Consider the following 13,485-nt stretch of genomic DNA (forward strand, 5'->3'; position numbering starts at 1 on the left):
GATGAGCCGGATTTTGTCCCTCAGGTGTCAAAAGCGAACGAGATATTGCCAAGTTTTGTGTACTGATATATTAGCAAATATGTCGCTAAATTCGCAAGACTAAGAGTGATAGCGGAAAGTACAGGACATTAACAAGATGTTTTATAGATAGGTTGTGTCGGACGGGTATGGTACCTTGGCGGATTTATCAAGATATTGCTGGTGAGTTGGGTGTCTCAAGCGAGACAATGCAACTCATCAACATCCTTGGAGATGGTGGATACCTAGTTGCCGGAAATCCACCGTATCTAAATTACGATGTTCCGGATCAGTTCGGAACACGAGCCAATTGGCTCGAAGACCACCCCACGAAGGGAGTCAAATTCTGTAAACGGACGTATGGCTCTGAGGCGGCAGTCGCGGCCACACTTTGGTGTACTGGCTCAGAAGTAATCGACTACACTGATTCGGATCTCTCTACAGGATTCGCAATTTTAGCGCGGCATATCGATGAATATCTCCAAGACACTGTTCGGACGCCAGAAGTAGGCGAAGAGGTGGATCAAGTCCGCTCGTATTTTGACGCGAATAAGACGAAATTGAAGCGGATAGAGGAGGTCCACAATGACGACAACCCTACGAGGAAGTACTGCGATGGCTGTGGATCAATGCTGGATCAGCAATTCCAGTATCGATGTGACGAATGTGGAGCCCGGCTACCGGGATGGGCAGCGATCATATTTGAGGAGGGTGAAGAGCAAAGCAAGGATGTCTGGCGAGAGCAATTAGACGTCACCGTTACGGTACAGAACCGTTCGAACAATTTTGTCATCGTTACTGCGAATGACTCGCTACCGGGATGGGTCGAGGAAGGTGGTGAGGTCGGCCAAATCACCGACTCTAACATGCTTGACCTCGGCAGAGTAGTCAATGTTGACGGCCGCAGCATACAGGTTGATTATGATACGGCTGCCGCAGCGAGCCTTGTTGAGGGCCAAGCGATCACTATCTGTAGCTCTGAATCCAACATTTCGACAACACAACAGTTGGGGTTAGTTCACGAAATTCGGCGTGGTTTTGCTACGTGGCTTAATGACGATGATCCTGATCCGGTCGTTAAGAAACTCCGATACAACGCCCCACGAGTAATTGACCGGCTTGATGAGCAATCCATCTCGCGTCCTACGCCAAGCGAACCCTCCACTACAGAGAGTCTCGGCGGCTTTGATCTTGACCAATCTCAAAAAGCTGTTTTAAGAGATATTTGTGGGCTACAATCCGGAGAGCTCTCTCTTGTAGTTGGACCTCCGGGTTCAGGGAAGACGGAGGTTATTGCGAAGGCTGCTGACGAGCTCGCAGACCAAGGTGAGCGTGTACTCGTAACCTCACACACGAACATCGCTGTCGACAACGTCATCGAAAAGTTAGCCGACTACAGCGATCACCAGTTGACCAGGGCTGGGCGACCTGAGAAGCTCTCAAAGAGTGTCAAGCAACTCATGATCTCGAAGGTCGTTGAAGACAGTGAGGACCAAACGGTCCAAGAGCTCCTATCTCAAGTCGACAGTCTCAAAGACGACATCAGTTCTCAGACTGGCACAGCAGCCGGGGCGAAACAGGTAGAGCTTGCTGAAGTTCGTCGAGAGATTCGCGAACTACAGAAAGAGGCAGAAGCTGAATCGACACGTAATGTGGATATTACTGGATCGACAATTATCCGCTCCCAGCTTAGTGGGCTGGCGCACGTTGAGTTTGATACGGTTATTATCGACGAGGCAAGCCAGATCCCGGTTCTAATGGGATTGTTGGCGATGGTTAACGCGAGAAAGTGGGTAGTGGTGGGCGATCACAATCAGCTACAGCCTGTCTTGAAGACAGTTTCAACAAGGACTGGCACCCCTTCCTCGAACGCATCACTGTTCTCGTTCCTTCGGAATCGGTATGATATCGAACGTTGGCTCACGCAGCACTACCGGAGTCACGAGGATATCATTGGCTTCGTCCAAGAACACATCTACGAGAATCAGATCGAGGTCGCGGAGCAGTGCCCGCGCGGGATGGATTGGCATCCCGACAAGGATGACAACTCAAAATCCGAGGCAGTCGCGAACGGCCCCCCAATCACCTTTGTCGATGTTGATGGCGAGCAGGTGTGGCGGAAAAAGTATGGTGCCGCAGTCAACCGAACAGAGGTAGAGGTCATCGGTTCAGTAGTTGAAGAACTTGTCCACTCGCAAGGGTTTGCTGAGAGTGATATCGGGGTTATCACGCCATTCCGCGGTCAGCGGAGTCTAATCCTCGATCGGCTCTCAACGTTTGGCGACGTGGAGGTTGCGACCGTTGACGGCTTCCAAGGACGAGAGCGGAAAGTGATCCTCTTCAGCGTCGTCAACACTGAGAAGGGAGGCATGCAGTTCGGCGGTGACCGGAACCGGTTCACTGTCGCTTCGACGCGCCCAAAGGACCGATTCATTGTTGTCGGAAATGAGGATGCGATCGGAGCAAAAGCACCTGTTAAAAACCTTTACCGGAAGTTCCTCCAATACGTACGTGAGACCGGCGGGGTGTTTGATTGGCAAGCCAGCCAGTGGACGGCACACGTAGACCCAGCCACAACAGCAGCAGCTCAACCACGGGAGGAACCCGATCAGAGGGACCCCAAAGTACGGCGTCCAAACGGGTCGACGGGCATTGGTGGTGGACCATCTGCTGGGTTATCAGGCAGTGGCACGTCAGCCGGTGGAAAGTCAGCTGGTGGGGCATCGTCTGGCGGAGATACGGGCTCATCGGAAGATTTTGATATCAATCAACGTGTCAGCGATATTGTCCGACTTGCGCCAACATCGAACGGAGAGTTGGCAGACACATGGGATTTGACTGATGGTCGAGAAGCGTGGAGAGTTATGACTGAAGAACTTTCTCAGTATGTTGAGCGTAATGAGGATAAGAAGATCGTCCCAACTGATGAGGCTCAGAAGCTTGTAAATTCAAATTCGGACTGACGCCGGCACTGGCACCACGAGTTCGTGTGCGGTATCTCTCACGCGCTCATTAAAACAGTATCCTGAGGAGGGGTTGGAGTTCCGGTAGGGACCACTCCCGAGCGCCATTTGCCTCGTGTAATATCAAATTCACACAATAGCGCGATTAAATAGATGCGTAGCGATTCCCAATACTGGATCGTTCTAGCGAAGAGCGTAGTCGGTGGTGTTCTGATCTTTCACGACTCACTCTATGCGAACTATCATTTAGTCGGCTAGAGACCTCACAGAGACGATGGACGAAACAACCGCTCGCAAGCTCCTCTCGGAGATCGACGACCCGACGAACCCGACGCTTCGAGAGCTACAGCACACGGCCATTGACAGCGTTGAGACGGTCCTCTCGGATGGCGGATTCCCTACGAGAGAAGAGGTCAGCCGGCGACTCTCCTACACATTCTACTACGACTGGGAGACCGACGACCCGGATATCGTCCTCCTCGTTCAGGATCCCGGAAACCTCCACGAGCGACACCTGTCGGAACTGCGGCCGCAGAACCCGCTCGCAGGCGAGTGTTCCGCTCGCGACCAGATCGGCGTCTACCGCGAGTTTGCCAAGAGTTGGCTGACCGGGCGAAACGCCGATTTCTCAGAACGCTTCTTCGAGACGCTCGCCTGCCACGATCTCATCTCGCTCCCGAACGGCTGGCACCAGTACGTTGACTCTGGGCAGTTCTATCGGGACTTCTACCTCGGCGACGTCGTGAAGTATCGCGTCGACGGCTTCGGAGTTGCTGCCGAGCGCGCCTCGTATCAACACCTCCTCAAGCAAGAACTCCGAGCGTTGGATCCGGAGCTGGTGATCACCTTCGGCGGCAACGCGTGGCCGGCACTCCGACGCTCAACCGCGCCCGAGCCCGTCATGGAGACGGACGCCGACCCAGAGAGCATCATGGCCATCCACGGGACACTCCACCGGATCTCCGAACCGATCGACACCCACGTACTCCCGCTGGCTCACATGAGTGGGCAGGTCTGGTGGCGGTTCCCACCTGACGAGTACATCTCGCGACTCAGCAAGGCGCTTGAAGTGCTCGAACGCCAGTAGCGAAAACGACGGGAGGCGACACGTATCGGCTCGACATGAGATAGCGACTCAACTGATTGTAGGCGGTCACGTGTCTGGGAGGGTCGGACCATATGTAGAGATAGGGGCCGCTACCCCGAAACGTGGCACTACCGTCGATCGCCCGCTAGAGTGCTGTGTTACATAGCGGTCCTTGAGCCACGGTGAGATATCCCTGTTTTGAGACCACCAGCTTCAGCCGGTAACAACCCGACTCATATTCCAGTGTAGCTTCAAAGTTGAACTGCTATATACGATCGATCGACGGTCTATAGCGGGGATCTAGCAAATCACGACTGAAGCCCCGCTAGGTACAAGCTAAGTACGCTCTTGGGTAGAGGATTGTTGGTAACGACTCGCCAGTTCAACTCAGTCTGAAGAAGCCACGGTTCAGATTCGCATTTACGTAACCGCAGGACAGATCGTCACCAACAATCGCCCCCCACAAGAGAGTTCGATATTTATCGGGCTTACAACCCCGATTATGGTTTTCATTTGGCTTTCCTAGACAAAATAGTATCTAATACATAGCTGATTGATCGACTAAGCAGTAGTTGAATTGAAATCATCTTCACTCACAATATGTGTAGAATTATATGCCCATAAATTCACATTATCTGATACACTCCAATCCTCCAAATTGTTTTTCGTTGTTTCCCATTCACCCATGGGGGTGGCAATATGTAATTTTGCCTTACTTTCGAATGTCTGAAGCCGACAGCGTGTGAAATCAGCAGAAACAGTTTCAGAAGTTAGAACTACAGCAATAATTCGTTGATCTTGATACTGGTTATATTCACTTCTCTGAGTCTCACTCAATGAGGAATCTTCTCCATACACGAGTGGGCTAACCACATCTAACTCATCACAGATTGCATCATACCTTGGGAGCGTCACATCTGGATTGGATTCGATCACGTCATCACATAGACTAGGTGGAAATTCAGATTCCATAATGCCAATATTATAACCAGTGTTATTATTGAAATAAGTCGCTAGAGAACAACTGACAGGTAATCTATTCTCTCTATCAGTATCTGAACTAACATCTGAGTCAGTTTGTTCATCCGATTCAGTTTCTCCGTCCGAAGATTCAGAACTAGGGCTCCATCCATATGGATTTTCTGAGCCGTCCGGTTCCCAGCTGTCCGCTGGCCCACTACCACCATCTGTTGGGCGTACATCGGGTGTATTTGATAAAATAGCTCCGTTCACCGCGAAAAGCATCAAAAATGAAAGTACAAGTACAAAAGAAGCAGCAATTACTAATTTTTTTACGCCACTGGATAAATATCGGTCGGAATGTACTTCCTTACTCTGAGTGGAATTCGGTGAATCCCTCGAGGGCGTTCTGGGCTGACCATCGTGATCTGTAGGTGGGAGATCTCCATTCTGTTCTCGTAGGAACTCAAATTCAGTCACAAACCTACGTTTGTATTTTTCAGGGTTAGCCCCGATATTCATCCAGATTTCTTTATCTGCAGACACGTTAAGAACGAGTTCATCTCCGTGAGTGGAGTCAGATATATCAATTATTAATTTCTCTCCATAACTCCATAAAATTCTTGGAAAACCCACGCTTGTTTTTGCAATAATTTGTCGTCCTTCCACATAGTATTCTGAAATACCACGAGTATTGTCAAGTGCAGTTTTGATTAACTCTATTGTCTTGCTTTCTGAATAGTCTACCACCAAGTCAGTCATTGTATACGCAAATCGGCATAGACTCATTTATTACTTTATCAGAATTACTTGCGGAGATATTGGTACATCGCTCTTGGGTAGAGGATTGTTGATGAGAGTTCGCCAGTTCAACTCAGTCCGAAGAAGCGACGGGTCAGATGGGATTACGTCAGTTCTAGAGATACCGCTGAAAGTGCCCGTAGCTGCCGTTTCTGACCGTTCGGTCAGAACGGCAGCGAGGACAGGAAACACCGTCACGCCAGCGAACCTGTTGGAGCAGGTCCGCTGCGACCGATTCCGACCCAAACACATCTAGCGGAATCATCCGTGTCGGACACCGCGTCAGCGGTGTCCTTGTCCTCTTCGACTCCACAGCGACAGCTCATCAGTATCAACAATCTCCTACTGAAGAGCGTTACTCGGATGTTCCATAGTCAGCAGCGGGTACTGACTGTTAGTTTCTGTCTGGTTGGTGACGACCAGTACTGGTGCCGGAAGAAATATCATACGCACTCCCACCTGAATAGCCCATAGACGTATCGTCTGGTGGACTAACCGGGGACTTCGTTAGCATTTCAAGCAACTCTTGACCATCGATCAATTCCATCTTTGCTCCATAACTTCGACTAGCGGACTGAGCGGTCCGAGTGAAGCTAGATGAAGTGACAATAACGCCTTTATTGGCATTTACTTGGTCGCGGGCACCGGCGAGTTGCTGTACTGTTGGCCTACCTACCTTATTCCCACATGAGTACTGTTTTACCTGAATGACTAGAGTCTGATCCTCTCCTGTTACGGTAACATCAATACCCTTATCATTACTCGCTTGACTCACCTGTGTTGTGTATCCTTGGGTTTTGTATAGATTTGATACTAAATGCTCAAACTCTGTTGGTGTGAATTTATCTAAATGATCGCGACGCCACACACCTGCATCTAGGTTTTCAACAAGTCTCACCAACTCCTCCAGTTTATCTACTGAAAATTCACTGAGATATTGTTGGAGATCTGTATACAATTCTTCTGGTGAAAGAGATAGATACTGGAGATCCAGCGCTTCTCGCTTTGATTCAACAGAAATAGCCATTTCCAGAAGGCGTTGAATACGTTTGAGATTCTGAATATCTGTCTCTCGAGATTTTTCTCTTGCTTTGAGCGACTCATTCAGCTTGTCCTCAACATTTTTTATGTTATAATTATTTAATGTTTGGAGGGCTGACTGATATTTAGAAATAGTTGCTGCTGCCTCCCTACAGTACATTATATCAGACTTATCCACCTCCGCATCCGGAGCAAGTAATGAGTGGATAAAGTTACCTACTTCGTCAGTTTCTATTGAAGATTGTGAGCTACTAATTTTATTTCGGAACGCAGCAATCTCAATTCTTGTTTCAAGCTGGTCAAGTCTCTGCGCCACCAGATCAAAGTTATTGTCACCAACCGCATCTTCAAGAGTCTCCCTCCAACTTTTCTGGTACTGTTCAGGGATCGTTTCGAGATCGACCGATGCTTGTTGAAGACGTGGCGCAGTATCAGTGGCGGTTATAATAGTCTCTTCCAACTCTTCATAGTCATCTTCGACTAGTAATCCTGTAATTAAGGGTCTTCCTAGATGGGTATCTGAAAGCTTTTCACCGATGTGAGTGGCTCTCTGAATGAGTTCCCTAGGAGAGATTCCTTCGAGGACGCCTTTGGAGATAGGGTAAGACATTTTGAGCTTGTCAATGAGGTCGTGAAATTGGTAGCGATTATATTCATGTACCGCCCGACGCGCAACAAAATACGCTGTTCCGAAACCAGTCGTCCAAATAAGACCATCTCCAGCAGTTCCGAGGGTCTCCGCACGGTTCAACGCCGCGAACGCTTCATCATACTTGTGGTTCTCAATCTCTTTCTCAGCAGTTGCCAACGCTTCTCTGCGGCCTACAAAATTAGCTGGATAGGTGGCAAGTGTCGAATCGCTTCTAAGATTCTGTAGTTTATTCAGTGCTTGAGCTTGTTTCCCTTGAAATGCTGATATCCAGTTTCCACTTACGCAGTAGAGCGTCCCATCGACTACCCATTCATAGGTAACCCCGGTTCCTCTGAGACTGGAATCCCAAACACGTTCACCTGTCTGGGTATCGAATACATGAATACCACCATTCTGGTCACCTACATAGAGCAGATCTTGGCTATATGTCAGATCATAGGCTGGGGGGATCTGTTGTTCCCACTCAACCACCGCTGTAGATGGATTGTAGGCGACGAGTTTCTGGTCAACGGCATAGAAGACATGTATGTCATCTGTTGTGAAATCTATAACCTCTGAGCCAACTGTGTGCTTCCACTGAAGAGATCCAGAAGAAGCCTCATACCCATACAGTGTACTGTCTAATGAGAGTGCAATAGCTGTGTCTTGATCGTATGGTGGGTGAAGGCGTTTGATGTCACGATCTTCAGAGCGCCACTGTACCCTGCCTGATTCAGCGTCGCGAACGACAGCTTGGCCGCCAATCTGGCTATAGGTTTGTTCTGTATCCTCTTTTTGCCATGTCTCCTCAGTCTCGTAGAGGGTTCCATTGTATTCATTGACTTGCCCGAATCTTTTAGATACATCCCATTTTTTTGATCCACTTTTTGTATACGCATGGAGGGTTCCCGATGAGATCTCCAGAGTTGTATCTCTGCTTCCAGTCCTACTGACGGTATAATTCGTGAACCAAACCGTATCACCATCGCTGGCCGTGTCCCCGGTATAACCCTCTTCAACCCTAATGCCCCAGCTTGGAGAATCTGGTTTAGAGGCAATGTCAAATGCAAGAAGCTTCTTATCACTACAGGCGAACAGATTGTCTTCGACGACAACGGGTGAATTGAGCTCTCCAGTATAGTAGTGGTCCCACCGGAGATCCTCTTTTCGTTGGTCATAAGCTAGAATACGATCAGAATAATTCCGATGTTCGACAAGATAAATTACGTCGTTCTGAATGCCAGCTAACGAAATTGATACGTCCTTGCTAGCTGGAGCATCACTTACCTTATATTCCAAGAGTTTCTCTAGTGGAAGCCCTATCGGATAGTAACTACTAGAGTTCTGTTGAGCTGAGGTATTTTTAGTAGAAAGAGCAGAGGCAAAAGCCCCAGAAATCCCTGCGAGGAATGATCTGCGAGTGGTTTTCACCGGTCGGTTCATATTAGGTTACAGGTTATAATTTACTAATAAACTTGTTTTCTTCGACAGAAGGTTATGTTCAGACAGCTCTGCGGCGGTCAACACGAGTTCGCGGAACTCGCGGTACCACGCGCGAGGCTGGACAGCGGGGCCGAATCGATGCTTGATGGCCGAAAAGACCGTCTCGGCTATCCAGTGCTGGCCGTACTCGCTGTCCAATCCTGCGTTGTGTGCGTGTTCTTGTCGGTGTCTGCGATCTGGTTGGTCTTCTTCGGATGAGCGACGGTTACATCCAAGTGCTCCGACAGCGTATCGTGGATGTGGTAGTAGTTGGAGGTCGCCTCAAGCACGGCTTGTGCGCCGGCGTACCTCTGGGCGAGCTCGCCGAGGTTCGCGTTTTCGACGCGAACCTCTTCGACGATCGTCCCAGCCTCATCCATCACTGCCACGTGTGCGCACCGTTTGTGGACGTCAATTCCGAGGTACATGGTTCGTTCATCCGGGACGCCAGTGCGTGAAGCAGAGATTCACCTATTCGGGCTTTCCTGGATGCCGCGGGGCGCGGCATCCGGGCTGTAGCGCCCACGACTCGACCCCTTTCGCACACAGATCAGTCAACAGAACGTGCTCGATGGCACGTGAATTCCGTCGGTCTCTTGCACCCCATATCTTGTTTCACGCTCTCATGGCGTAGCAGCGTTTCCATCGAGTCAACAGAGCCGGAGCCCTCGATGTGATCGACTGAGACTGGAGAAGTGATCTTGAGAACTCGACGTAGCGAGGGACCAGCCTCGCATCGACGTTCTTCCGGGGTGTTGGCGGTGGTGAACTAGCCGTTCCGCGGTTCTGGTGTGCGATATTGCGGTATTATCCGACACACCTCAACAGAACATTCACCCGGTCAACTATTCTACTTTCACTCTGCTGCCGGAGTGCTTTTTAATCAAACACTCAACAATTGAATCATGGACAGCGAAATTCGGAGCGTATTCGACGTCCATGCCGTAATTTGCAGCTCAGTAGGTACCACCAGCTCCGTACTGACTAGCTACCTCCGGGTCGATAAAACTGTTAGATTAACCGCGACCTAGCTTCGTTCCTAGTTCTAATGCTCGCCCCCGTAACTAATCTTCTCATCCTCCTCATATTTCTCTCATTCCTAGTGTATCCCTCAGGACGACTCCATCGTTCAGGAATACAGCAACTCCTAATCAGATTCTTTGCTCTTTTGCCCCTCATAGTCGAGTTCGTTCAACTCCTCATAGACACAACACGAACCTACACAAAGACAATAATACTGTCTGGTGGAGTGTACATCTCAACAATTGCACCTCGAATAGGAGCATACATTCTTGAAAAAGGTAATCTTGTTAGCTACGTACAGGCCCGATTTGACTCCACATATCGAGAGGAGATGCTCACTCAACGCCTCGAATACCGGAAGATGTTCGTCAGGCATGGAGAACTCGCTGATGACCTTCCTGACTATGCAGAGATCATTAAGGACGCTGTAGAAGCTCGAAAGACTGTGGAACGTAGATACTCTATCGGAGAGGTCGTAATAGGTGTCGGTGGAGGAGTTATAGCGTTAGTTGTCGGATTCGTGTCGCCGCTTGCTGGTGTGGCTCTTCTCATTACGATGTATATGACGCTGTTCCCAATTTCAATGCTGCTTCGTAGCATTATCGTGGATACCCTGTGTTTCAGCGGCAATCCATACGATATCGAAAACGAAGAACGAGGCGATTACCGATACAAGACTGTTGTATTCATGAAGGGTTGGAATGAGATGTTTGTGAATCGCCCCTCAGTCATGCACAAACTGATTTTGGTGAGTGTGGTGCGTGGAGAGTTTACTGAGGGACACCAGTTGGGTCAGCAGCTAGTTGAACAGGCGTATGCGGAGGATATCACCGTGAGTGAGGGGTTAGATGAGGTCGTCGAGGAGGAGTTCGGCGAGGATACAGTTGAATCTCGGTGGACTCGAAAACTAATAGAGCGCTTCATCGGTGTTTAGCAGAACTTCCCCACTAAGCCTGATTTTGAATCAAAAAACATTACACCCGAACCAAACAATTCTACGAAAGCATTTGATGCGGGCGCCCGAACCCACGCTTATCACATGACTGGCGCGTTCTACGGTACTCTAGCGTCTTCAGCGAGTGTTTTCGTTGCGATACTCTCTGCTCTTTTGGTGAACAACTATGTACAGATCAGGTCGGAGAAGCACCAAACAATAGCAGAACTGGAACGTGCTAGTGAAAAGTTTGGCGAGCTTGAAATGAAACGTACCGAGTTACAGGGAACTGTCGATGATCTAGTTGAGAAGCGCGAAGCAAGTTATCGACGAAAGGCCGAGGAACGCGTAGGCTCGTATCTCAATTCGTACCTTGCTTTGAAACACTCTACCCCGATTGAACGGTTGACGGTAGATGAGCTGTATCAGAGTTTGGCATCGTACCACAGCTATGAATCTCCACAAGAACTCGAGGAGAGCGACTCAACCCACCATCATCGAGAGGTGTTGGAGGAGCGGTTTGATAAGATCAAGACTCTGGTGTTGGAAGAGATGGTTGGTGAGTTCGCTGAGACGCATCGAGGGAAAGGTCCAGAGGAGATTGAGGATGGCATTCAGGGTGATGAACAAACAGATGTTGATGATGGGGAATGGGAGTTTTCTGAGGAAGGTTCTGGGGATGAAGTTGATGTTGAGGTGCTTTCTGATTTTGATGACGAGAAATTGGAATTAAAGGAGTTCATTCAGATGTACAAGGAGAAGTACGATTTAGATGAGTTACACGCGGAAACGAGGGATCTGCTTGGACAGAAGTATGATAGTGTAGTCGATGTTTCGTCGCTTCGTGCCGCAACGCAGATAGCGAGTGACATCCGGGATGCGGGTGTAGACCTAGACCCACCTAGCGTGTTTTCGGATTCACACTCTGTTGTGGGTCTCAGTGAGATTGAGCAGCAACAGCTGGTGGATGTGCGCAAAGAGTTGCGTGATGTTGAAAATCAGATTTCGACGTTGAGACGAAGGAAATCACGCCTTGAGCGGAAAAAAGAAGGGTTGAACCCGGAATATCTGATGCCGGTACTTACGGCGAACGTTATCACGATTATACTCTCTGTCGTCGTTCCTGTCTTCACGTATTTGCTTGTGGCGACGGGAAGCACTATCCCGCTCCCTAGTCGCTTGGCTCTGTTGTCACATACACCGGTGAACGCGTTCTTGCTCTGGCTGGCTGGATTAGCTGTAGTGTTCGATTCGATTCATGGACGACTCAACGAGCGGGATCCGAAAACGCACGCAATGTACGACTGGGCTCAAAAAAAGAAGGAGAAGATGTGTGAGTAGCATTTCGACAGTGATGTTTGCCCTGATGGTTCCTGAAACTGCTTCCGTCCTCGAACCCGGTTAGCGACGAAAGAACGCTAACTCGCTGGTTGCCTACCGGTAGAGGTTTTCGCGGTGACGCGCCTCGTACACAATGATCTGGTCGTTCGCGTTGTCAATGTCGGCGAAGACACGGTACGAGCCCCAGTTGAACTTACCGTCCGCCTGGCCCGACCACGTGCTGTACCCCCAGTCGTACGGCGTCCGCCACTCGTCGTTCGCGACGCGCTCCAGTTTCTTTTCGACCTTCGAGGCAGCCTCTGCGTTCAGCGATTCGAAGGCCTCCTCAGCTCCGTCCCGGAAAGAAATTTTATAAGTCATTTGACACTATGCCAGAGCCGTGTAGTGGCCCTGACATAGTGTCCCCAACGCGATGTTGGGATTCGCTCAGGTCGTCACGAAAGTTATAAATTGAGAATATTTAAATTTGTCGCAAGGTGTGGTACCAAGGATTACACTCAAGAGATCTTGTTGCCACCCCTCGCTAATCCTCCTCGTCGCTGTGTAGATGGCAGTAGTGCGGGTGGAATTTGAAATAGATGTGTGTCGAAAGTTTGCGTTCACATCGAGTGCCGTCCGAGGTAGTTCCTGAACACAGCACAGTATCCGTCTTTAGTTAGCCTCATACTTCGGTTGTGTAGCGGTAGCGAGCGTCTCTTGTAAGATCGGTCGTTGCTTGTGGATCTTTTGAGCGTCTTCAATCAGCGCAAACCGGCGGTACTTGAAATCGGCAAGATCGAACAACACGAGGCGGTTCTCAAGCCACGGCCCTGTTTTGGACAAGATGCTGTCGTGCGTTTTCTCGTTAGCAGTATCGAGCCGTTCAATCGTCTGCTCTGTGGCATTGTGGAGCAGATGGAGCTTCCCTCCAGCCTGCTCCTCGTGGCGAGCTTCGAACTGATCTGAGAGAAATTCGTGTAACCGCAACACCATTCCATCAGCGATCATCACATCTCTAAATCGGTCGATATCAGCCTCAAAAGCGGTAGGAACAGCGACCTCGTCGAGCGCGGTCTCGACGAAGTCGCGGAGGTACACCGCAAGCGTCGGGGTCAACCGCTGATAGAATCCGCCCGGAGAGATAGACCTGATGTGTGCGGTCTACAACATCAAGCGAGCCGTGAAACCGTGAAAGCAAACGCTTTCTGGCGATTCACCAGAGCCG

The 13,485-nt window shown here is 49.7% G+C and carries 7 protein-coding genes and 4 pseudogenes; 4 read left to right on the top strand and 7 right to left on the bottom strand.

Annotated elements, in window-relative coordinates; translation table 11 throughout:
- The first annotated feature begins 227 nt into the window (after positions 1-227).
- Together EXE47_RS11350 and EXE47_RS18975 are read left to right on the top strand one after the other, a co-directional pair.
- The gene (locus EXE47_RS11350; RefSeq protein ID WP_137708300.1) at positions 228-2,981 is read left to right on the top strand and encodes an ATP-binding protein; all 2,754 of its coding nucleotides are present in this window, start codon (positions 228-230) and stop codon (positions 2,979-2,981) included.
- A gap of 274 nt (positions 2,982-3,255) precedes the next feature.
- Positions 3,256-4,068 (top strand): uracil-DNA glycosylase family protein, encoded by an 813-nt coding sequence (locus EXE47_RS18975; protein ID WP_241997579.1) that lies wholly within the window; start codon positions 3,256-3,258, stop codon positions 4,066-4,068.
- A 561-nt stretch (positions 4,069-4,629) separates the two neighbouring features.
- Here EXE47_RS18975 and EXE47_RS11360 read toward each other — a convergent pair.
- The 5 genes and pseudogenes from EXE47_RS11360 to EXE47_RS11380 all read right to left on the bottom strand — a co-directional run.
- Complete coding sequence (locus EXE47_RS11360) at positions 4,630-5,790, bottom strand: hypothetical protein (RefSeq protein ID WP_137708301.1); 1,161 nt, start codon at positions 5,788-5,790, stop codon at positions 4,630-4,632.
- Between the two features lie 157 nt (positions 5,791-5,947).
- A pseudogene (locus tag EXE47_RS11365) lies at positions 5,948-6,094 on the bottom strand (transposase); the annotation flags it as partial.
- 129 nt (positions 6,095-6,223) lie between these two features.
- Positions 6,224-8,944 (bottom strand): restriction endonuclease, encoded by a 2,721-nt coding sequence (locus EXE47_RS11375; RefSeq protein ID WP_137708303.1) that lies wholly within the window; start codon positions 8,942-8,944, stop codon positions 6,224-6,226.
- Positions 8,945-8,950: 6 nt separating this feature from the next.
- A pseudogene (locus tag EXE47_RS18980) lies at positions 8,951-9,163 on the bottom strand (hypothetical protein); the annotation flags it as partial.
- Positions 9,157-9,411 (bottom strand): annotated as a pseudogene (locus EXE47_RS11380) (transposase); the annotation flags it as partial. The pseudogenes EXE47_RS18980 and EXE47_RS11380, both read right to left, overlap by 7 nt.
- Before the next feature lie 620 nt (positions 9,412-10,031).
- On the opposite strand from EXE47_RS11380, the gene EXE47_RS11385 reads away from it, so the two are divergent.
- Together EXE47_RS11385 and EXE47_RS11390 are read left to right on the top strand one after the other, a co-directional pair.
- Positions 10,032-10,940, top strand: a complete 909-nt coding sequence (locus EXE47_RS11385; RefSeq protein ID WP_137708304.1) for a hypothetical protein — start codon at positions 10,032-10,034, stop codon at positions 10,938-10,940.
- Positions 10,941-11,045: 105 nt separating this feature from the next.
- Complete coding sequence (locus EXE47_RS11390) at positions 11,046-12,281, top strand: hypothetical protein (protein WP_137708305.1); 1,236 nt, start codon at positions 11,046-11,048, stop codon at positions 12,279-12,281.
- 93 nt (positions 12,282-12,374) lie between these two features.
- Here the strand turns inward: EXE47_RS11390 and EXE47_RS11395 are convergent, their stop codons facing one another.
- The gene (locus EXE47_RS11395; protein WP_137708306.1) at positions 12,375-12,641 is read right to left on the bottom strand and encodes a type II toxin-antitoxin system RelE/ParE family toxin; all 267 of its coding nucleotides are present in this window, start codon (positions 12,639-12,641) and stop codon (positions 12,375-12,377) included.
- A gap of 372 nt (positions 12,642-13,013) precedes the next feature.
- A pseudogene (locus EXE47_RS11400) lies at positions 13,014-13,406 on the bottom strand (IS4 family transposase); the annotation flags it as partial.
- Positions 13,407-13,485 lie beyond the last annotated feature (79 nt).

This window comes from Halorubrum sp. GN12_10-3_MGM (genome assembly GCF_005435235.1).
Taxonomy (GTDB): domain Archaea; phylum Halobacteriota; class Halobacteria; order Halobacteriales; family Haloferacaceae; genus Halorubrum; species Halorubrum ezzemoulense.

Bases quoted from the DNA above. Each gene is read 5' to 3' on its own strand.
- EXE47_RS11385 (WP_137708304.1), top strand. From the start codon at position 10,032: ATGCTCGCCCCCGTAACTAATCTTCTCATCCTCCTCATATTTCTCTCA.
- EXE47_RS11375 (WP_137708303.1), bottom strand. From the start codon at position 8,944: ATGAACCGACCGGTGAAAACCACTCGCAGATCATTCCTCGCAGGGATT.
- EXE47_RS18975 (WP_241997579.1), top strand. From the start codon at position 3,256: ATGGACGAAACAACCGCTCGCAAGCTCCTCTCGGAGATCGACGACCCG.
- EXE47_RS11350 (WP_137708300.1), top strand. From the start codon at position 228: ATGCAACTCATCAACATCCTTGGAGATGGTGGATACCTAGTTGCCGGA.
- EXE47_RS11395 (WP_137708306.1), bottom strand. From the start codon at position 12,641: ATGACTTATAAAATTTCTTTCCGGGACGGAGCTGAGGAGGCCTTCGAA.
- EXE47_RS11390 (WP_137708305.1), top strand. From the start codon at position 11,046: ATGACTGGCGCGTTCTACGGTACTCTAGCGTCTTCAGCGAGTGTTTTC.
- EXE47_RS11360 (WP_137708301.1), bottom strand. From the start codon at position 5,790: ATGACTGACTTGGTGGTAGACTATTCAGAAAGCAAGACAATAGAGTTA.